This window comes from Xanthobacter sp. BG11Y11_SDJG, assembly GCF_057364445.1.
The window spans coordinates 1-951 of record NZ_JBNFNU010000758.1 but is presented as its reverse complement, the minus strand read 5'-3'; the positions used below and the strand labels follow the sequence as shown (position 1 = coordinate 951).

1 pseudogene is annotated in these 951 nt (G+C 76.3%); it reads right to left on the bottom strand.

Annotated elements, in window-relative coordinates:
- Positions 1–766, bottom strand: a pseudogene (locus tag AC2W7M_RS26335) (terminase large subunit domain-containing protein); the annotation flags it as partial.
- Positions 767–951: the final 185 nt, after the last annotated feature.

Below are 951 nucleotides of genomic sequence, written 5' to 3'. Positions count from 1 at the left end.
GTCCACCGCCACCACCACGCGGGCGAGCGGCGGCGCCTGCGGCTCGCGGGCCGCCTCGATGGCGGCGCGGGTCCACAAGGCGTCGGGCCGGTCCTCGATCACCTCGCCGTCCAGTTCCTGCCGGCCGAGCCGCGTGCCGCCATAGCGGGCGATCACCTCCGACAGGAAGGAGGGCGCCAGGTGGAAGGCGTTGGCGCGGGTGCCTGCGCGCGTCACCGCGCTGCGCGGATCGCCCATCAGGCGGCGCAGCAACGCCGTGGGGCGCGGCGTGGTGGTGACCATCTGGCGCGGCCGCGCGCCGAGCCGGAGCCCGAACTGCAACATGTCGAACGCGGCCTCGGCGCGCTTCCACTTCGCCAGCTCGTCGAGCCAGGCGGCGCCGAACTGCGGGCCGCGCAGGCTCTCCGGATCGTCCGCCGAGAAGCCCTGCGCCACCGCGCCGTTGGGCCATTCGAGACGGCGGCGGCTCGGCTCCCAGGACGGGCGTTCGGACGGCGGATGGACCGCGAGGATTCCGGAGACGCCCTCCACCATCACCTCGCGCAGATCGGACAGGCTCTCGCCAAGGAGCGCGATGCGCCCCACCGGCGCGTCGGCGAAGGGCGGCCGGCCGAGCGCGAGGCCCCGCACCCATTCCGCCGCCGGCCCGCGTCTTGCCGGCGCCGCGCCCGCCCATGAGCAGCCAGGTGTGCCACGGCGCGCCGGAGAGGGTGGCGGCGGGCGGCATCTGGTCGTCCCGCGCCCACAGCTCCCAGTCGGCGAGCAGCGCATGGATGCCGGGCCGTCAGGCAGGCCCTTCAGCAGGCGCTGGCGCCCGCCCCGTCTGCGCGCAGGCCGTCAAGGCGGCGCGCAAGCTCGCTGCGGAAGGCGTCGAGATCGCGGAATGCGGCGCCATCGCCCTCCCCTTCCGAAGCTGGTGCGCGCCTGCCGCCGCCGTGCCGCCTGCGGCCG